Consider the following 18,272-nt stretch of genomic DNA (forward strand, 5'->3'; position numbering starts at 1 on the left):
AAATTTGCACAGTGAATAGCCAAAAATGCTGAAACCCGGTTTGGGTGTGGGTGGCCGGTGTGTGTTTTGCGCAGGTAAAGGAGGAGCCCGCAGGGCGGGGGACACGGAGCAAAACACACACCGGCCGCCCACACCCAAACTGCGCCAACCAAAAGACCATGGCAACCAATCCAACAGACCTAGACCGCATAGACCTGAAGATCCTGACCTGCCTGCAGGAAGACGGCCGCATCTCCAATCTCAAATTGGCGGAAGCCGTAGCCCTGTCCCCCACGGCCGTGCTGGCGCGGGTGCAACGCCTCACCAAGGATGGCTACATCCTCGGTTATGAAGCCAGGCTGAATCCGCTGAAGCTGGGTGCCGGCATGATGGTCTTCGTCGAGGTGCTGCTGGACCGCACCACCCCCAACGTGTTCGAAGCCTTCAAGGCCGCAGTGCAAGTGCGCGGCGAAATCATGGAATGCCATATGGTGGCAGGAGGATTTGACTACCTGCTCAAGACCCGCATGGCGGACATGGCCGCCTACCGCGACTTTGCCGGCACCGTGCTGTGGCAGTTACCCGGCGTGCGCGAAACACGGACCTACCCTGTGATGGAAGAGGTCAAAAACACCACGCAATTGACGCTGTTTTAAGGCCCCAGCACAAGGCTGTGCATACTGATACATGCCTGATACAAGTGCAAAAAACCGCTGCCTATAATGCGCCCGAGGGAAAACCCGCAGGCCCTTTTGAAGGGCTGAAACGTTAAGTCTTTTGAGCCACAACAACGCCTTGTTCCACACCTGGACATCCACCTTATGCGCCATGCACTGATCGTCTTGTTTGCAACAGCAACCCTGTGTAGCGGCGCCTTCGCCCAGAACCAAAGCCAGCAAGGTTTCAAGTTTTCCAACGAAGATAACGCCGACCAACAGCGCGAAGCCGAAACGCAGGCCAGAGTCCAAGCCATACTGGCCAGCCCCTGCCGCAGCAAGATCAAGAACCAGAAGGTCATGGTGCTGATCGGTGAAAGCCGCAACGGCTATGTAACAGCCACCCAATCCAACTACGGTGGCCCCTTCGATGCACTCAACGCCCGATTGCAAAAGGTGGGACTCAAGACCGTCACCCAAGCGCAGATCAAGGCCCAAGTGGCACAGGCCGAAATCGACGCCTATTTCAAGAATGACCCTGACGCTGCCCTGAGCGCATCCAAGCGCCTGTCGGCCCAATACATCTTGCGGGGTCTGATCTCCACCGAAACCGCCTACAACCGTATCGTGCGCGTCAACCAGGTCAACATCCGCATGAACTTCACGCTGACCGATGCTGGCGGCCGTACCCTGGCCCAAGCCAGTGCCGAAAACGCCAGCTATGCCGGCATGGACACGGCCGGCATGGCCCTGACCTTGGTCAACGAAAAAGCAGACGAAGTCGTCGCACAGTTGTACAGTGACTATTGCCGCGTGGGCGGCTAGTCAGGGGTTTTTTGCACGGCGTGGGTGCCTCGCTTTCAACCGAGGTTTGAACGCATATCTTTTTACTTGGGAGTTAAGTCGATGAACCACCGTTTCACTACAGCAGCATTCAAAGGCGCCGCCGCTTCGGCCCTGCTGGCACTCTGCGCCCTGGGCAGCGCCGTGCATGCGCAGCCCACTTTTGGCAACCCATCGCCCACGGCAGGCAGCTCCACCTCCAACCAGGCCAATGCCGCTGCCGACGCTGCTGCCTACAAGGAAGTGGAATACACCAACCGCGCCACCCGCGGCCCGTCCCTGGTCGTCATTCCCGGCGAGATCAAGAGCAACAACGCGACCTTCACGCAACGCTTCTTGCCCAACAATATTGCGGACTTTGCCGAGCTGGAGCTGTCCAACGCCAACTTCGGGGTGTTGGAGCGCACCAACCTAGGCCCGCTGATGAACGAGATCTCATTGGCCTACAACCTGGGTGACCCCGCGGCTGCGCGCAAGACCATGCAGGTGGGCAAGCTCAAGACCACCAAGTGGATCGTCAAGTTCGACATCCTGAAGGCCGAGCAGATCGCCGAAGCCCAAAAGGGTTTTGACGGCCGCGCCATTGGCGGCCTGTTGTCCGCCTTTGGTGGTAGCCGCGCCACGTCGGTGGCCGGCGGCGTGACCAGTTCGGTTCAGACAGGTGACTCCACCGGCGTGTGGCTGATCGGCATGCGCTACAAGATCATGGACGCCAATACCACCGAGCAAGTGGCCCAGGGCTACAAGGACCTGAAGATGGAAGTCGGCGCAACCGGCACCAGCGTGCTGGGCGTATCCAGCTCGGCCAAGGGCGGCGTAGGCCTGGACACCATGGTGCAGCGCCTGGTCCAAACCCTGGTTTGGGACATCGACGCCAAACATAAATAAGTAGACGGCCTTGCCCCACGCCACCGGACGGCCGGTGGCGTTCAAACAAAAGACCCTCACGCTCTGCGCCCTCTTACTGCCCACACCATGACCAACTTAACCAAACTCGGCAAATACGTCATCCGTCGCGAGCTCGGCAAGGGTGCCATGGGCATCGTCTATGAGGGCTTTGATCCGGTCATTGAGCGCACCGTCGCCATCAAGACCATCTTGCAGCAACAACTCAGCCCTGAAGAGGCCGCCAACGTGCTGGCCCGCTTCAAGCGCGAGGCGCAAGCAGCCGGACGCTTGAACCATCCCGGCATCGTCGCGGTGTATGACTACGGTGAGGTCATGGTGGATGAGGACTACACCATGGTCGCGGGCGAAGCAGCGCAGCAGGCCCGCCAGCGCGTGGCGTTCATCGCGATGGAGTTTGTACAAGGCAAGGAGCTGCGCGAATACTTTGAGGCCAATGAACGCTTTGCCTTGAAGGATGTCGAGCGCCTCATGGGTGAGATCCTCGACGCTTTGGGCCACGCCCATGCCAATGGCGTGGTGCACCGCGACATGAAGCCGGCCAATCTGATCGTGCTGCCCAATGGCAAGATCAAGGTCGCCGACTTCGGCATTGCCCGCGTCGAGAAATCCGAGCTGACCCAGGTCGGCACTGTCATGGGTACGCCGGCCTATATGTCGCCCGAGCAGTTCATGGGCCAGCCGGTGGACGGGCGCAGCGACATCTTCTCCTGCGGCGTCATCCTGTACCAATTCTTGACGGGCGAGAAGCCGTTTACCGGCAACTCGACCACCATCATGTACAAGGTGCTGCACGAGGAACCTCTGGCACCGTCGCTGCTGAACGTGGCGCTGCCACCCGCCTTTGATGCCGTGGTCAAGAAGGCCATGGCCAAGAACCCGGACGAGCGCTACCAATCGGCACAGGAATTCGCCCAGGCCATCAAGACCACACTGAGCGCAGCCCCAGCCAATGCCATGGCCGCTGCTGCAGCAGCCGATGGTGACCGCACCGAGCTGAGCATTGCACCCGGGGCAGCGGCCACTTCCATCAAAAAGGCAAGCCCTGCCAACGGCAGCCAGGGCTCCAAGGCCAACCCACCGCCACCGCCCGAGCAATCCGCGGTCAACACTGCGGTGAAGGCGCAGCGCGCCGACAAATCGAACACCGCGCTGGTCGCGGCCCTGGTAGTGGGCTTCGCCGTGCTCGGTGGGGGCGGATATCTGTATTCGCGCAATGGCAGTGGAACTGGAAGTGAAAGTGCAGGCACCACCGCTGGCATCGCCCAGCCAAACAGCAGTGGCGGCCCGGTGAGCAATGCTCCCAGCAGCACACCCACCGCCGGCACCACACCGGTAGCCGCCAGCAGCCCCGCTGAAGTAGCGCTGGAGCCGGGCACCATGGTCATCAGCGCCCTGGGCCTGGTCGACCCCAAGGACGCGCGCTTCAGCGGCGATGCCAACGCGGCCCAAGCCGAGTCCCGAGCGGATGCGATGCGCCAGCTGGTCGAGAAAGCTGTGGCCTTGTACGTGGAGAAAGACTCCATCAACAAGAACTATGCGGTGTTGGACAAGAAGCTGTTGTCGCAACCGGGCACCTATATCAAGACCATGATCCAGGAGGGCGCAGCCGCCACCGGCAAGGACGGCCTGCTGGAGACCGAAGCCCGCGCCGTGGTGCGCGTGCGCGATGTGCAGAAGTCGCTGAACCAGTTGTCCAAGGAGGAGCGCATCGAGTTCATCCGCAACAACGGCGACCCCAAGGTCTCCATCCAGATGTCCATCCGCAATGCGGATACCACACAGGCCCTGCCACCCGAGCGCTCCATGGTCGCCGAAAACGTGGTTAAAGAGCGCATCAAGTCCTTTGGCTTTCGGGTCTGGTCGGCCGACGGCGATGTGAAGGCTGGCGCCAAGGTCCAGCCGTCTGACTTCCAGATCGAGGGAGAGGTCAAGGTCAAGGTGCTGTCGGCCAAGCTGCCGGCATCGGGCCTGACGATCAGCAAGACAGCTCTGACCTCCTGGACCATCAAGGCCATCGACAAGGCCAGTGGCGAAGAGGTCTACCTCAACACCGTCAACCCCACCGGCAAGAGCTGGGGCTCGGAAGACCTGGCCTTGGCTGAGATTGGCAAGCTGGTGGGCGATGAATTCTCCAAAAACTTCTTTTTGGAGCACTTCAACTTCAATGCGCAAAAGGTCAACTTGAATGTCACCGGCCTACCGGACAAAAACAGCGCCAAGCTGCTGCTGCGCGAGCTGCGCGGGTTCCGCCAGGTGCTGGATGCCCAGTTGGCGTCCGACGCCGGCAGCTACCAGTTGCAACTAGCCGAGGGCAATGCCAGCGAGTTGATCAACGAGGGCGTGCTCAAGCCGCTGAACACCAAGCTGGGCCAAGCCTGCTTTGCGTTGGCGGGCTCCAATGGCACGGCCGTCAACGTCAGCTTCTCGGCTGCCTGTGCCGAGCAAGGCGTGCGTGGCAAGCTCGACACCCTGCCACCCGCAGGCCTGCAAAGCGCTCCGGGTGCGCGCGGCAAGCTGGTTGCCAAGACGACCTGACTGGCTCAACCCGAGGGCTCCCTCTGGGGACAGCGACCCGCGCAGCGGCGGAGCGTGGGGGCAACAGTCTTTAGCCCTGAATCACAAAGCTGACGAATTCGACATCGGGCACATTGACGGAGTGCCCGAAGCCGATGCGCCCCTCGCCGCGCAGCATGATTTCCTCGCGCCGCAGCAGCACTTCGGCTTCATTGGCCATGGCCACAAAGGTGCCATTGGTGCTTTGGTCCACCAGAAAAAATTTGTCCCGCCGGCATTCGATGCGCGCATGCTGGCGCGAGGCGTTGCGATCGGCAATGACCACATCGCACTGGGCGTCGCGTCCCAATACGATCGCCGTGCGGGCACTGTCCACCACCCAGGCCCTGTCGAGGGCGGGATGCTCCAGGCGCAGCGCGGCGGGTTTGTTGGTAAAGGCCAGCGACGCGGTGGTCATGGTCAGCTCTTCGCCACCTTGCCAGATGACCTCGCTGACGCTGACTTCGTCGCCCTTGCCCTTGACCGCCAGGGCTGCGATATTGCGGGTGGACAACTGCAGCATTTGCGTCATGCGGGCCACGGTGGCGCCGGTGGTAATGATTTGCATGCCCTTGGCCAGGCCGGCCATGCGGGCCGCCACATTGACCGTATCGCCAAACACATCGTTGTTTTCGTCGATGACCGGCCCAAAATGAAAGCCGATGCGCACGCTGCGCTTGACATCGGACACGGTGGGCAAAGCCATAACCTTGTGGTGCATGTCGGTGGCGGCCAGACAACCGGCGTCGGCACTGGGCAGCACACACATGATTTCGTCGCCAATGGTCTTGATGACACGACCGCCATACTGTTGCACAACGCCGCCCAGCACCGCCAGGCACTCGTCGATCATTTGCTTGGCGGTGGCGTCGCCCAGCGTGTCATACAGCTTGGTGCTACCCACCACATCGGCAAACAGCACCGTCAGTTGGGCGGTCGGGCGCACGGCCACCGTGCTGGTCAAACCGGCATGCACGGTTTCCCCGGGAGCGAAGTGGTTTGGATCGGTGGCGGCCATAGGCCCATTGATTCTATATACAACGGTGGACAGTCTCCATTGCATTTTGCGCCGGACCATTGGGGCCCATTCCCAAACCAGGGGAGTTTTGCCACAATCCAGTTTTTTAAGGGGAAAACATGAAACTGCCCGTAGCAATCGCCGCCCTGCTGTTGGCAACCGGCGCCGCTTGTGCCAGCGCCCAGACCATGAAGCCCGGCCTGTGGGAAATCACCACGCAGATGCAGAGCGGCTCCGGCGAAATGGCCGACGCCATGGCCAAGATGCAAAAGCAGATGGACAGCATGCCCCCCGAGCAACGCAAGATGATGCAGGACATGATGGCCAAGCGGGGCATGCAGATGGGCGCCAATGGCGGCACCGGCATGAGCATCAAGGTCTGCATGACCCAGGAAATGGTGGACCGTAACCAGGTAGCCAATCACCAATCCGAAAATCACGGTGATTGCACCCACACCAACAGCCCCCGCAGTGGCAACACCATGCAGTTCTCGTTTGTCTGCAACAAGCCGCCCAGCAGCGGCGAAGGCCGTGTGACCTTCACCAGCCCCGAGGCCTACACGATGAAGATGACGTCCACCAGCATGGTCAAGGGCCAACCCACCAAGATGGATATGCAGACCGACGGCCGCTGGCAAGGGACGGACTGCGGGGCCATCAAGCCTTTTGAGATACCTAAGAAGTAGGAGCCGCAACCTCTGGCGCGGGGGCGGCGGGGCCATAGTCGCGCTGCCCGAAGATGGCGCTGCCCACCCGCACCATCGTGGCGCCGCTGGCGATGGCTGCCTCCAGATCGCTGCTCATGCCCATCGACAGGGTATCAAGGGGCACTCCAGCCTGGATCAATTCATCCAATAGCGTCCTAGCCCTCGAGAATACTGCGCAAGCAGCTATGAAATCAGGAGCAGGCTCCGGGATGCACATCAGGCCCCGCAGGCGCAACCCTGGCAGCGCGGCCACCGCTTGCGCCAGCGCCAGCGCATCGCTCGGCACGACACCGGACTTGGTGGGCCCACCATCCACATTCACCTGGATGCAGACCTGTAGCGGCGCCAGATGCGTCGGCCGCTGCTCACTGAGGCGCTGGGCAATCTTGAGGCGGTCTACCGTGTGCACCCAGTCAAAGTGCTCGGCCACCAGGCGCGTCTTGTTGCTCTGGATGGGGCCTATGCAATGCCACTCCAGAGGCAGCCCGCGCAGGGTCTGGATTTTCTCCACCGCCTCTTGGATGTAGTTCTCACCAAACGCCGTTTGCCCGGCCGCATGCGCCTGTGCAACGGCGTCTGCGCCAAAGGTCTTGGAAACGGCCAATAAGCGCACCGCGTCGCCGGCCCGCCCAGCCTGTGTGCAGGCCTGTGCAATTCGGGCTTGAACGTGGTGGAGATTCTCTGCAATCATGGTCATAATGTCCTAAGCGTAACAAACCCAGCCCCCAGCAAAAGAGGACATCGTGGACATTACCCAACTACTGGCCTTCAGCGTCAAAAACAAGGCATCCGATTTGCACCTCTCGGCCGGCCTGCCGCCCATGATCCGGGTCCACGGTGACGTGCGCCGCATCAACGTGGAGGCACTGGACCACAAACAGGTCCACGGCATGGTGTACGACATCATGAACGACGGCCAGCGCAAGCACTACGAAGAGTTTCTGGAAATCGACTTTTCGTTTGAGATCGACGGCCTGGCGCGTTTTCGCGTCAACGCCTTCAACCACAACCGCGGCGCCGGTGCGGTGTTCCGTACCATTCCCAGCAAGATCTTGTCACTGGAGCAGCTCAACGCGCCCAAGATCTTTGGCGACCTGGCCCTGAAGCCGCGCGGCATGGTGCTGGTGACCGGCCCTACGGGCTCGGGCAAATCCACGACGCTGGCCGCCATGGTCAACTACCTGAACGAGACCGAGTTCGGCCACATTTTGACCGTAGAAGACCCGATTGAGTTTGTGCACGAGTCCAAGAAATGCCTGGTCAACCAGCGTGAGGTGGGGCCACATACGCTGTCGTTTGCCGCCGCGCTGCGCTCCGCTCTGCGGGAAGACCCGGACTGTATTCTGGTCGGCGAAATGCGTGACCTGGAAACCATCCGCCTGGCCATGACAGCCGCGGAAACCGGTCACTTGGTATTCGGAACACTGCACACGTCGAGTGCCGCCAAAACGATTGACCGGATCATCGACGTGTTCCCCGCCGATGAAAAAGAAATGGTCCGGGCCATGTTGTCCGAATCACTGCAGGCGGTGATCTCACAGACACTGTGCAAGACCAAAGACGGCCAGGGCCGTGTGGCGGCCCACGAGATCATGCTGGGCACCAGCGCCATCCGCAACCTGATTCGCGAAGCCAAGGTAGCGCAGATGTACTCGGCCATCCAGACCGGCAACAGCGTGGGCATGCAGACGCTGGACCAGAACCTTACCGACCTCGTCAAGCGCAATGTCATCAGCGCGGCTGAAGCGCGCGGCAAGGCCAAGATTCCCGAGAACTTCCCCGGCTAGTAGGTATGTGGCCCCCACGTTCGTTCACTACGTGTAACTCTCTGCCCCCCGAGAGGGCTAACTCGCCTTGGGGTGGCCCGGCGGCGAGTTGGTGCCTGCGTAGGGTGAGCTTGTTGCCATCCAATTTTTTCTGAAGGGAGCTCTCATGGAGCGCGATCAAGCCACGAAATTTATCAACGACCTGCTCAAGCTCATGGTCGGTCGCAATGGCAGCGACTTGTTCATCACCGGTGATTTTCCGCCGGCCATCAAGGTCGACGGCAAGGTGACCAAGGTCTCTCCCCAGGCTCTGACGGGGGCGCACACACTGTCGCTGGCGCGCTCCATCATGAACGACAAACAGGTGGCGGACTTTGAGCGCACCAAGGAAAGCAACTTCGCCATCGCGCCACCGGGTGTTGGCCGCTTCCGTGTCAACGCCTTCATCCAGCAAGGCAAGGTCGGCATGGTGCTGCGGGTGATCCCCACGGTACTGCCCACCATCGACGGCTTGGGCGTACCCCAGGTGCTGAAGGAGATTGCCCAATCCAAGCGCGGCCTGTGCATCATGGTGGGGGCCACTGGCTCGGGCAAGTCCACGACGCTGGCGGCCATGGTGGATTGGCGCAATGAGAACTCCTATGGCCACATCATCACCGTGGAAGACCCAGTGGAATTTGTGCATGCCCACAAGAACTGCGTCGTGACCCAGCGCGAAGTGGGCCTGGACACCGACAGCTGGGAGGCCGCGCTGAAGAACACGCTGCGCCAAGCGCCCGATGTGATCTTGATGGGCGAAATCCGCGACCGCGAGACCATGGAGCACGCCGTGGCCTTCGCCGAAACCGGTCACCTGTGCTTGGCCACGCTGCACGCCAATAGCGCCAACCAAGCGCTGGACCGTATCATCAACTTCTTCCCCGAAGAGCGCCGCGCCCAATTGCTGATGGACCTGTCGCTGAATTTGAAAGCCTTGGTGTCGCAGCGCCTGATCCCCAAGCAGGACGGCAAGGGCCGGGTGGCTGCGGTGGAGATCCTGATTAATTCACCGCTGATTTCGGATCTGATCTTCAAGGGCGAAGTGGCCGAAATCAAGGAAATCATGAAGAAGAGCCGTCAGGCCGGCATGCAGACCTTCGACCAGGCGCTGTTCGACATGTACGAGAAGAACTGGATTACTTTTGAGGACGCACTGCGCAACGCCGACTCCCTGAACGACCTGCGCCTTCAGATCAAGCTCAACAGCCAGCGCGCCAAGTCCAGCGATCTGGCCGCGGGCACCGAGAACTTCGCCATCATGTGAATGTGGCCCCCACGCTCCACCGCTCCGCGGGTCGCTGCCCCAGTCTGGGGAAGGGGCTCCAGATTTTCCGTCGCGTGGGGCTAAATCCACTTGGAGCGGCCCGGCGCGGATTTGTGACCCCCACTCGCCTCACCGCGTGAACCTTGGAAGCGGCCGGCGGAAAATTGCCCTTCGCAACAAAAACTCTTCTCCCCCATGTCATCCACCAACGCCAAGACCTACGAAACCTGTCCCAGCACCCGCGTTGCCTTTCTGGGCCTGGGCGTCATGGGCTACCCCATGGCGGGCCACCTCGCACTGGCGGGGCACCAAGTCACCGTCTACAACCGAACTGCTACCAAATCAGTAGCGTGGTGTGAAGAGTTGGCGGGGGCTAGCAGCTCAAATGGCTTAAGCACCTATGCCGCGACACCACGCCAAGCCGCCCAGCAGGCGGACCTGGTGTTTTGCTGTGTAGGCAATGACGATGATCTGCGCAGCGTGGTGCTGGGCCCTGATGGCGCCTTTGCGGGCATGCAGCCTGGCGCCGTGTTCGTGGACCACACCACGGCATCGGCCAGCGTGGCCCGCGAGCTGAGCGCCACTGCGCGCCAACAGGGCCTGCACTTTGTAGACGCCCCGGTCTCCGGTGGCCAGGCGGGTGCCCAAAACGGAATGTTGACCGTGATGTGCGGCGGCGAACAAGCTGCTTTTGACAAGGCCCGTCCCGTCGCCATGGCCTTCAGTCGCGCCTTCACGTTGCTGGGTGACAGCGGCTCCGGCCAGCTGGCCAAGATGGTGAACCAGATTTGCATTGCCGGCTTGGTACAAGGCCTCTCCGAAGCCATCGCCTTCGGCCAGCGCGCCGGCTTGGACATGACCCAGGTGCTGGACGTGATTGGCAAGGGGGCGGCCCAAAGCTGGCAGCTCGACAACCGTGGCAAGACCATGGTGGCCGACAAATTCGACTTCGGTTTTGCCGTGGACTGGATGCGCAAGGACCTGGGCCTGGTCTTGGACGAGGCCAAGCGCAATGGGGCCCGCCTTCCGGTAACCGCCTTGGTGGACCAGTTCTACGCCGACGTGCAGCACATGGGCGGTCAGCGCTGGGATACGTCCAGCCTGATCAAACGCCTGAAGTAAAACGACAGCGATGCCGCGTTATTCCTTGGGTGGGTCCTTCGGTGGCGTGGCCGACATCCGCGCCAATTCGTCTTCGCTGATGGTCTCCAGAATGCGAACCACGCGTTGAACACCGGTGGTAGCGCTGATCAAATCGGTAGCGCGCTGGGCTTCGCGTGTGGTGACCCGGCCCATCACGTAAACCGTTCCACGCTCGGTGGTGATCTTGAAAGCAGTGGAGAAAAGATCCTTGGCATCCACCAGCGCCGCCTTAACACGGCCCGTCACCAGAGAGTCCGACGAGCGCTGCGTCAGTGTGGAATTACCCAACACCGCCAATTCATTGACGATGTGGCGCACATTGTCCACGCCCGACACGATCTGTTCCACCAATTGCTTGTCCTGTGCCGACGCCACTTCACCGGTCAGCAGGACCTGGCGGTTGTAGCTGGTGACATTGACATGGCCACGATCACCCAGGTTCTCGCGGATGCGGCTGGCCGAGCGCAACTCGATGCCCTCGTCTTCGACCACGGTTCCGGTGGTGCGCCGATCGCTGGCCACCATGCCCGTGACGACAGCACCGCCCACCGCCAATGGAAAGCAGGCCGTCAAGCCGCCCAAGCTACTACCCAGCAAGGCCAGCACCAGGCCAGCGCGTCGTAAAGAGATTTTCATTTGGAAACTTCCTGTTCGCCCAAAAGCTGGGCATCTACCGCATCACAGATGCAATGCAAGGTCAATATGTGTACTTCCTGGATGCGTGCAGTGCGGTCATGCGGCACGCAGATGTGTACGTCGGTGTCGCGCAGCATCTGCGTCATCTTGCCGCCGCCACGCCCTGTCAGCCCCACGACCACCATTTCGCGCGCATGCGCGGCTTCGATGGCCGCCATCACGTTGGCCGAATTGCCGCTGGTGGAAATGGCCAGCAACACGTCGCCTGGCATGCCCAAGGCCCGCACTTGGCGAGAAAAGACAACGTTGAAATCGTAGTCGTTGGCAATGGCGGTGAGGATGGAACTGTCGGTCGTCAGCGCAATGGCGCCAAGCTCGGGGCGCTCGCGTTCAAAGCGGCCGACAAACTCGGCCGCGAAGTGTTGGGCATCGGCGGCGGAGCCGCCATTACCGCAGGCCAGTACCTTGCCGCCACTGGTGACACAGGTCAATACGGCCTGTACGGCCGCTGCGATGGGTTTGCTCAGCGCGAGGGCGGACTGGTATTTGAGGTCCGCACTGTCAATGAAGTGTTGTTGAATTCGTTGTTCAAGCATGGGCGACTATGATACCGCGCAGCAATTCCCCTTGGCCTCCGACGTATACCCGCGGTGGAGGGCCTTACACGGGGTTACACAAAGCCTATTGGGCATCGAACGCCGCACGCAACCACTGCACACCCTCGGGCTCTATCACCACGACATCAAAGCGACACGGCGGCAGGGTTTGGTAGCGCAACAGGTAGTGGCGAGCCGCAAAAACAATGCGGCGTTGCTTGGTGCTGGTGATGCTGGCCGCCGCACCTCCTTGGCGCAACGAACTGCGCTTGCGCACCTCCACAAACACCAGGGTGCCGTCCTGCGCCTGCATCACCAAATCAATTTCACCGCCGCCCCGGCCGGGCGTTCGATAATTGCGCACCAGCAGACGCAAACCCTGTTGTTGCAGGTAACGTAGCGCCATATCCTCCGCGCTGTCGCCTAATTGCTTGGTCGTGGCGCTTGCCCTTGTGGGCGACACCTTAGGTTTTGAAGAAAGGAATCCCATGTGAGCGCTTTGTTTTCCTCTGCCCTTGCCGCCTCAGCCGAGGCCGCTTCTGCGCAGCATTATCCGCAGGGAGCGCTCTACGTGGTCGCAACGCCGATTGGCAATCTCGCCGACATCAGCCTGCGTGCCCTGCATGTGCTGGGTCTGGTGGATGCTATCGCCTGCGAAGATACCCGCCATACCCAGACGCTGCTGCGCGCCTATGGCATCGACAAAGGCGCAGCCCAACTCATTGCTGTGCACCAGCACAATGAAGCGCAGGCCGCGCAGGTCGTGATCGCCCATCTGCGCCAGGGCCAGCGCGTGGCCTATGTCAGCGACGCAGGGACGCCGGGCATCAGCGACCCCGGCGCCCGCCTGGTGGCAGCCCTGCAGCAACAAGGCCTGCGCGCCATCCCCCTGCCAGGCCCCAGCAGCGTTACCACCCTGCTATCGGTGGCCGGCTGTACGGAGGAGGAGCAAACCGGATTTGTGTTCGCCGGCTTTCTGCCCACAAAGGCGGCCGAGCGGGAACGTGCAGTGCAGGCCCTATCGACCGAAATGCGGGCCGTTGTGCTACTGGAAGCGCCACACCGGGTGGAGGCCACAGCGCTTGCGCTGGCGAGCTTGGGCACCCGCGCTGTGACGGTTGGTCGCGAGTTGACCAAACAGTTTGAAGAAGTTGCAACGGTCGAAGCCAGTGCGTTATCAGCCTGGTTCGCGGCAGACGCCAACCGTCTGCGCGGCGAATTTTCCTTGGTCCTGCACCCCGTTGCCAAGGCAGGTGAAGCGCCCCAAGACACGCGCATCTTGAAGCTGCTGCTGGAGCAGCTGCCATTGAAGACCGCCGTCAAGTTGGCGGCTGACATTACCGGCGAGCCGCGCAATGCACTCTACGAAATGGCCCTTGCGCTGAAGTCGGAGAGTTCCGACTGAGAGCGCGTGTTCAGGATTCGGAGACGTCAGACCCCGCCACGTAACCGTGTACGCAGGTTCTGAGAACCGCCTGAATCTGCTCCGTGTTGTCTGCGGCTATGCCTGCACGCAAAGCCTGCAGTTGGACTTGCAGCTGTGACCACTCCAAATAGTGTTCATGGGCCTTCATGACACGTGGATGCGCCGTGGGCGTGGGGTTGTCGCCGATCAATAACTCTTCATATAGCTTTTCACCGGGACGCAGTCCGGTAATGGCAATGGCGATATCCCCGTCCGGTGTGGACTCGTCGCGCACCACCATGCCCGACAGCTCCACCATGCGGCGCGCCAGATCAATGATGCGCACGGGCTCGCCCATGTCCAGCACAAACACTTCACCCCCTGTGGCCATGGCGCCCGCTTGCAACACCAGTTGAGCCGCCTCGGGGATGGTCATGAAATAGCGGGTCACATCGGCATGGGTGACCGTCAACGGCCCCCCCGCTGCCAGTTGGCGGCGGAACAGGGGCACCACGCTGCCGCTGGAGCCCAGCACATTGCCGAAACGCACCATGCTGAAGCAGGTGCCCCCAGACTGTGGCGCTTGCGCCGCCAGTGCCTGCAAAACCAGCTCCGCCATGCGTTTACTAGCGCCCATGATGTTGGTCGGCCGCACTGCTTTATCAGTGGATACCAGCACGAAGCTGGCAACACCGTGGTCTACCGCAGCCTGGGCCATATTCAGGGTCCCGAATACGTTGTTGTCCATGCCCACTGCGGGGTTGGATTCCACGATGGGCACATGCTTGTAAGCAGCAGCGTGGTAGACGGTGCAGGGTTTGTACAGGCGACACACCTCTTGCAGACGGGCCAAGTTGGCCACACTGCCCAATAACGGGACCAACTCCACTGGCGATCCCACGGACTGCACGGACTCCACCAACTCATGGTGAACGGTGTAGAGATTGAATTCGCTGTGGTCGAACAGCAAGAGTTGGCGGGGACGCTGTGCGAGGATCTGCCGGCACAGTTCGCTGCCTATGCTGCCCCCGGCCCCCGTAACCAGCACCACTTTGCCAGCCAGGTTGCGGGCCAGCAGGTCTATATTGGGCGGGACGGGATCGCGCCCCAACAAGTCTTCGATATCCAGTTCCTTGAAGTCCTGCACGGTGACGCGTCCGCTTGCCAGGTCTGCCCAATCTGGCAAGGTGCGCACATGGACGGGCACCGCATGCAAGCCATCAATAATGGCCTTGCGCCGTGCCCGTGTGGCAGTGGGCATGGCCAATAGCAGGTCGGTGACGCCCTGCTCCAGCACCAGGCTTGCGATACTGGAAGGCCCAAATACCGGTATGCCATTGACGCTACGCCCCACCTTGGCAGGGTCGTCATCGACAAAACCCACCAGCGCAAAAGGTGCTGCAACGCCCATGGCCGAAGCTGTTTGCACGCCCGCCATGCCTGCGCCGTAGATCAGGAAGCGGCTCTCCGACACGCCACCCAAAGGCCGTAGTCCCGCCAGCCAAAAGCGCGCAAATGCGCGGCTGGCGCCAACCATCAGAAAAAAGATCAGTGGCTGCAAGATGCCCAGGCTGCGCGGTACACCCGGCCATTGCATGCCCATCAGCAATGCCAGCAACACCGCCGCATAAATGCAAGTAGCCTGCGCCGTAGCGATCAAGGCCGCTTGGCCGGTATACCGAAAGATGGCGCGGTACAGGCCGAACCGGATGAACACCGGCACAAACAGTACCGGGGTCAGCCCATAGACCCACCATTGCATGTCAACCGGCCAATGCAGGATATCCAGCCGGAGGGAGAAAGCCAGCCAGGTTGCCAGCATGGCCAAGCACACATCCAACGCCACCACGACCAGCCGCTTGGCCGAGCGTGACCATCCTAGAACTCTGCTCCGCATTGAACTCCGTTACCTAGATGGATGGATCAGCTCTTGATCGCGAATTCGTCTTTGGCTCGGCCCTGCGCCACCAGAGTGGACAACCAGCGTGGCGTCAATCCACGGCCGCTCCAGGTTTCACCATTCGGGCCGCGGAATTTGGCCGCCACAACAGCACCAGCGCCAGCGCCTTTCCTTTTGGCACCAGATGTTTTGGGTTTTGTGGCCGCCTTGGCTTTGGCCCCTGCCTTGCGGCCTGCCGGAGCCTGGAGATCTTTGAGTGTGATGCCAAACGCCTGCATTTTGGCCTTTATGTCCAGAACCGTTTTGTCAAACTCCCGATCCTTTATCTCGGCGGCTTGCTTTTGCAGTTTCTCAATCTGCATTTGAATATCCAGCAAATTACCCATAATCGACTCCTATTCAATTGTCAGTGGCTTACATCGCTGCGCATGATAACCTTCAGCGCCGTCCGAAAAAGTATCTGGATATCGAAGGCCAACGATTGGCGCTGCAGATACTCCTTATCCAAGGCTACTTTCTGCGGTATGGGTAATTCGTCACGTCCATTGATTTGCGCCCAACCTGTTAAGCCGGGCATGATTGCGTGCACCCCGCATTCCGTACGCTGTGCAATCAAATCGTATTGATTGAATAGGGCCGGCCGCGGCCCGACAAAGCTCATGTCTCCTTTGATAATGCTCCATAGCTGGGGCAATTCATCCAAGCTGGATTTCCGCAAAAAACCACCAATGGGTGTCAGATGGTCCTCAGGGCGGGCCAGCAAATGGGTGGCAACCGCAGGCGTGCCCACGCGCATGCTGCGAAACTTTGGCATTTGAAAAATGCGATTGTGTCGCCCCACCCTGTCAGACCAATATAAAACAGGGCCCCGGGAGCTCAATTTGACCAGCACGGCTACTATGGTGCATGGCAGGAACAATATGACCGCCACCATGGCGGCGAGCATTAGATCAAAGCAACGCTTCATATATTTAACATATTCATACTATTTACCCCGTTCCGCCTTGTACCAATCAGCCGTGGCTTGTAGTCCCTGGCGCAAGGTAAAAGGGGGAAACCAGTCCAGTTCAGTGCAAACCTTGGTGCTGTCTACCCGCAAGGAGCTCAGCAGACGCTCAAATTCGGCTGTGTAGCCCGTCATATTACCCAGCGTTTGCAACAGAAACGGCGGCACCGGGAACAGGCGCGATTGCACACCCAGCGCCCGCGCCAAACCGCGCAGCAACGCATGCGTAGAAACCGGTGTTCCATCGCTGATCAAATAGGTATGGCCGCTGGCCGCTGGATGAAAAGCACAAACGATGAGGAAGTCCGCCAAATTGCCGACAAATAGCAAATCCCGAAAATTGCGGGTCAGGCCCAACGGCAAGGGAATACCGCGGTGAACGGCACCCAGTAAGCGCAAGAAATTGCCGCCGACACCCGGGCCGTAAATCAGCGGCGGACGCACCGTCACAACTTCAAGCCTCCCCTCCCGATGGATACCGCGCAGTATTTGCTCAGCCTCCCATTTGGAAACGGAATAGGGGTTATGAGGATCTGGTGTGTCTTGGTCCGTGAATTTGAGTTCTCCCTCGGTGCTTGGACCGTTTACACCAATGGAACTCACATTGATGAGCCGCCGGACACCGGCCGCAATGGCAGCCTGCGCGAGCCTTTCGGTACCCAGTGTGTTGACGCGTCGAAATTCGGCCAAAGGGTCCTTGGACTTGTCGTTCATGATGTGCACGCGTGCAGCCAAATGGACAACGGCATCACAACCGGCCAGCGCTGCTTCCCATTCTGTCTTGCCATCGACATTGCCAACCGCAACACTTTCAACACCCGGCGGCAGAATGCATGGAGAGCGTGTGAGGCCACGAACCCGAAGACCACGCTGGACTGCCTCTATGCACAGGGCACGCCCGACAAAACCATTGGCCCCGGTGACCGCAACAATACCGCTCATATCTACTTCCAACCCACAATAGCCAATGCCAGGCACGATAGCGCAAACCAAACCCTGTCCCCCGGCTTGCGTCTGCAGCGGGCCGATTGCAGGCAAAGGAGCAGCATGGCCCAGCGCCCACCCCGGCACCAAGCACGGACAAAACTCTGCCGATCTGCTCCCACCAATTGGGCAATCAATCGCGCTTGATTCAAACCCCAGCCATTGAGGACTTGTTTGGCCCGCCACAGCACGGCCGCCACGCCGGCATTGGCACCGACCTGGTTACCCTCATGCTGCCGGTACTCAAGACTGGCGTAATTGTCTATGAACCACTTGAATCCATTCGTCCGCGCGTAGGCATAGGTAAACCAATCGTGCAAACCCACGTCCCAAGTGCGTGCAGTCTGCCTGCGCAACAAGTCTTGTAACGCCTGCACCAACGGACGGGTCACAACAAAGGTGCAGCCAGGACCGGCCGATTCAAACAGGTAGTCCCACTGTTGTTGGGGGTAGGATTTTTTGATGTAGCGCGATCGTCCCGATTCCCAAAAAGCCAGTACATCGCTGGAGTACCCGTCTGCACCGCGCTCGTGCAGGCACGCAATCGCCCGATTTAATTTTTCTGTACGCCACAAATCATCCTGATCGGCGAAGGCAATATAGTCAAACCCTGAAAAATCGATGTCCCGCAATAATCGAAAGAAATTGCGGGCCGCACCCCCGAATTTCTGCCCATACGGCAGCAGTACAACGCGCGAATCTTTTGCCTGCAACTGCTCAAACCATTCCTGCGTACCATCACTCGAAACATCAACACTGACAAACAGTGTCACCGCAACATCGGCTTGCGTGAGAATGGAGTCTGTTTGCTGTTGCAGATACCGCATTCCGTTGTAGGCGGCCAGACAAACCGCCACGGAAGGCTTGC

At 60.3% G+C, this 18,272-nt stretch carries 19 protein-coding genes; 9 read left to right on the forward strand and 10 right to left on the reverse strand.

All coding sequences use genetic code 11. The features are described 5' to 3' along the window. The first annotated feature begins 158 nt into the window (after window positions 1–158). The 4 genes from AC07OO_RS14160 (at window position 159) to AC07OO_RS14175 (ending at window position 4,922) form a co-directional block, all read left to right on the forward strand. A complete protein-coding gene (locus AC07OO_RS14160) occupies window positions 159–635 on the forward strand; it encodes an Lrp/AsnC ligand binding domain-containing protein (RefSeq protein ID WP_495082735.1) in 477 nt (158 codons plus the stop codon). 165 nt (window positions 636–800) lie between these two features. After that, window positions 801–1,460, forward strand: a complete 660-nt coding sequence (locus AC07OO_RS14165) for a hypothetical protein (protein WP_495082736.1) — start codon at window positions 801–803, stop codon at window positions 1,458–1,460. Window positions 1,461–1,541: 81 nt separating this feature from the next. Further along, the gene (locus AC07OO_RS14170; RefSeq protein ID WP_495082737.1) at window positions 1,542–2,366 is read left to right on the forward strand and encodes a hypothetical protein; all 825 of its coding nucleotides are present in this window, start codon (window positions 1,542–1,544) and stop codon (window positions 2,364–2,366) included. Between the two features lie 87 nt (window positions 2,367–2,453). Continuing rightward, window positions 2,454–4,922: a serine/threonine protein kinase gene (locus AC07OO_RS14175; protein WP_495082738.1), complete on the forward strand. Its 2,469-nt coding sequence runs from the start codon at window positions 2,454–2,456 to the stop codon at window positions 4,920–4,922. Between the two features lie 70 nt (window positions 4,923–4,992). On the opposite strand, the gene AC07OO_RS14180 is transcribed toward AC07OO_RS14175, so the two are convergent. Continuing rightward, window positions 4,993–5,958 (reverse strand): adenylate/guanylate cyclase domain-containing protein, encoded by a 966-nt coding sequence (locus tag AC07OO_RS14180; protein ID WP_495082739.1) that lies wholly within the window; start codon window positions 5,956–5,958, stop codon window positions 4,993–4,995. A gap of 119 nt (window positions 5,959–6,077) precedes the next feature. On the opposite strand from AC07OO_RS14180, the gene AC07OO_RS14185 reads away from it, so the two are divergent. Continuing rightward, a complete protein-coding gene (locus tag AC07OO_RS14185) occupies window positions 6,078–6,644 on the forward strand; it encodes a DUF3617 domain-containing protein (RefSeq protein ID WP_495082740.1) in 567 nt (188 codons plus the stop codon). Here AC07OO_RS14185 and AC07OO_RS14190 read toward each other — a convergent pair. Beyond that, window positions 6,634–7,362 carry a YggS family pyridoxal phosphate-dependent enzyme gene (locus AC07OO_RS14190; RefSeq protein ID WP_495082741.1) on the reverse strand — a complete coding sequence of 243 codons (729 nt, stop codon included), beginning with the start codon at window positions 7,360–7,362 and terminating at the stop codon, window positions 6,634–6,636. The two genes, AC07OO_RS14185 and AC07OO_RS14190, sit on opposite strands and share 11 nt — an antisense overlap. A gap of 46 nt (window positions 7,363–7,408) precedes the next feature. Between AC07OO_RS14190 and AC07OO_RS14195 the strand changes: the two genes are divergently transcribed. The 3 genes from AC07OO_RS14195 to AC07OO_RS14205 all read left to right on the forward strand — a co-directional run bounded on the left by AC07OO_RS14195 (window position 7,409) and on the right by AC07OO_RS14205 (window position 10,856). Continuing rightward, window positions 7,409–8,452, forward strand: coding sequence for a type IV pilus twitching motility protein PilT (locus AC07OO_RS14195; RefSeq protein WP_495082742.1), 1,044 nt, complete (start codon window positions 7,409–7,411; stop codon window positions 8,450–8,452). A 145-nt stretch (window positions 8,453–8,597) separates the two neighbouring features. Next, window positions 8,598–9,734 carry a PilT/PilU family type 4a pilus ATPase gene (locus tag AC07OO_RS14200; RefSeq protein WP_495082743.1) on the forward strand — a complete coding sequence of 379 codons (1,137 nt, stop codon included), beginning with the start codon at window positions 8,598–8,600 and terminating at the stop codon, window positions 9,732–9,734. Between the two features lie 195 nt (window positions 9,735–9,929). Further along, window positions 9,930–10,856, forward strand: a complete 927-nt coding sequence (locus AC07OO_RS14205) for an NAD(P)-dependent oxidoreductase (protein ID WP_495082744.1) — start codon at window positions 9,930–9,932, stop codon at window positions 10,854–10,856. Between the two features lie 18 nt (window positions 10,857–10,874). Here AC07OO_RS14205 and AC07OO_RS14210 read toward each other — a convergent pair whose 3' ends face one another. The 3 genes from AC07OO_RS14210 to AC07OO_RS14220 all read right to left on the reverse strand — a co-directional run bounded on the left by AC07OO_RS14210 (window position 10,875) and on the right by AC07OO_RS14220 (window position 12,599). Then, the gene (locus AC07OO_RS14210; protein WP_495082745.1) at window positions 10,875–11,513 is read right to left on the reverse strand and encodes a BON domain-containing protein; all 639 of its coding nucleotides are present in this window, start codon (window positions 11,511–11,513) and stop codon (window positions 10,875–10,877) included. Beyond that, window positions 11,510–12,109 carry a phosphoheptose isomerase gene (locus tag AC07OO_RS14215; RefSeq protein ID WP_495082746.1) on the reverse strand — a complete coding sequence of 200 codons (600 nt, stop codon included), beginning with the start codon at window positions 12,107–12,109 and terminating at the stop codon, window positions 11,510–11,512. Before AC07OO_RS14215 ends, AC07OO_RS14210 begins: the two co-directional genes overlap by 4 nt. A gap of 85 nt (window positions 12,110–12,194) precedes the next feature. After that, window positions 12,195–12,599, reverse strand: coding sequence for a YraN family protein (locus AC07OO_RS14220; RefSeq protein WP_495082747.1), 405 nt, complete (start codon window positions 12,597–12,599; stop codon window positions 12,195–12,197). On the opposite strand from AC07OO_RS14220, the gene rsmI reads away from it, so the two are divergent. After that, window positions 12,600–13,514: a 16S rRNA (cytidine(1402)-2'-O)-methyltransferase gene (rsmI, locus tag AC07OO_RS14225; RefSeq protein WP_495082748.1), complete on the forward strand. Its 915-nt coding sequence runs from the start codon at window positions 12,600–12,602 to the stop codon at window positions 13,512–13,514. A 10-nt stretch (window positions 13,515–13,524) separates the two neighbouring features. Here rsmI and AC07OO_RS14230 read toward each other — a convergent pair whose 3' ends face one another. From AC07OO_RS14230 to AC07OO_RS14250, 5 genes are read right to left on the reverse strand one after another with little or no spacing between them, the layout of a single operon-like run. Beyond that, complete coding sequence (locus tag AC07OO_RS14230; RefSeq protein ID WP_495082749.1) at window positions 13,525–15,411, reverse strand: polysaccharide biosynthesis protein; 1,887 nt, start codon at window positions 15,409–15,411, stop codon at window positions 13,525–13,527. 26 nt (window positions 15,412–15,437) lie between these two features. Next, window positions 15,438–15,800, reverse strand: coding sequence for an H-NS histone family protein (locus tag AC07OO_RS14235; protein WP_495082750.1), 363 nt, complete (start codon window positions 15,798–15,800; stop codon window positions 15,438–15,440). 20 nt (window positions 15,801–15,820) lie between these two features. Then, on the reverse strand, window positions 15,821–16,381 hold the full coding sequence (locus AC07OO_RS14240) for a sugar transferase (protein ID WP_495082751.1): 561 nt from the start codon (window positions 16,379–16,381) through the stop codon (window positions 15,821–15,823). Window positions 16,382–16,399: 18 nt separating this feature from the next. Beyond that, window positions 16,400–17,362, reverse strand: a complete 963-nt coding sequence (locus AC07OO_RS14245) for an NAD-dependent epimerase/dehydratase family protein (RefSeq protein WP_495082752.1) — start codon at window positions 17,360–17,362, stop codon at window positions 16,400–16,402. 2 nt (window positions 17,363–17,364) lie between these two features. Then, complete coding sequence (locus AC07OO_RS14250) at window positions 17,365–18,261, reverse strand: glycosyltransferase (protein ID WP_495082753.1); 897 nt, start codon at window positions 18,259–18,261, stop codon at window positions 17,365–17,367. Window positions 18,262–18,272 lie beyond the last annotated feature (11 nt).

Source organism: Rhodoferax sp. GW821-FHT07G04, from assembly GCF_059418585.1.